At 46.7% G+C, this 734-nt stretch carries 4 tRNA genes and 1 rRNA gene; all 5 read right to left on the bottom strand.

The features are described from left to right. Positions 1 to 67 precede the first annotated feature (67 nt). Positions 68 to 141 (bottom strand) — tRNA-Gly (locus tag CHL78_RS20420). Between the two features lie 9 nt (positions 142 to 150). Then, positions 151 to 225, bottom strand: a tRNA-Glu gene (locus tag CHL78_RS20415). Between the two features lie 8 nt (positions 226 to 233). Next, a tRNA-Met gene (locus CHL78_RS20410) sits at positions 234 to 309 on the bottom strand. Between the two features lie 15 nt (positions 310 to 324). Continuing rightward, positions 325 to 413, bottom strand: a tRNA-Leu gene (locus CHL78_RS20405). 5 nt (positions 414 to 418) lie between these two features. Further along, positions 419 to 535 (bottom strand): 5S ribosomal RNA (gene rrf, locus CHL78_RS20400). Between the last annotated feature and the right edge of the window lie 199 nt (positions 536 to 734).

The following is a 734-nucleotide window of genomic DNA, read 5'->3' as shown; positions in this document are numbered from 1 at the left end:
AACCTGTGACCCCCTGCTTGTAAGGCAGGTGCTCTCCCAGCTGAGCTATAGTCCCATAAGTTTAATCTGGAGCGGGTGAAGGGGATCGAACCCTCACAGCCGGCTTGGAAGGCCGGAACTCTACCATTGAGCTACACCCGCATATTTAATTGGTGACCCATAGGGGAATCGAACCCCTGTTACCGCCGTGAAAGGGCGGTGTCTTGACCGCTTGACCAATGGGCCATTTTTAATGGTTGCGGAGGCAGGACTCGAACCTGCGACCTTTGGGTTATGAGCCCAACGAGCTGCCAACTGCTCCACCCCGCGATAGTAATTTAAAAATGGTGCCGAAGACCGGAATCGAACCGGTACGAGAGGTAAGTCCCGCAGGATTTTAAGTCCTGTGCGTCTGCCAGTTCCGCCACTTCGGCACATCACGTGGCTACGTCTTACTCTCCCAGGCAGTTGCCCACCAAGTACCATCAGCGCTAGAGAGCTTAACTTCTGTGTTCGGAATGGGAACAGGTGTATCCTCTCTGCTATTGTAACCACATAATCTCTTATGCTTAATATTTCTATTAAGTTATTTAGAGTTAATACTCTAAAAACTGCAAACATTTAAAATTCATGACATTCATTTCGCCAACGTCTAAATATTCATATTCATTCATATTTATCCCGTTGCTCAAATATATATATTGGTCAAGTCCTCGACCTATTAGTATCGATAAGCTACATACATTACTGCACTT

Source organism: Romboutsia weinsteinii (genome assembly GCF_002250835.2).
GTDB lineage: Bacteria > Bacillota > Clostridia > Peptostreptococcales > Peptostreptococcaceae > Romboutsia_A > Romboutsia_A weinsteinii.
This window is presented reverse-complemented; position numbering and strand designations above follow the sequence as displayed.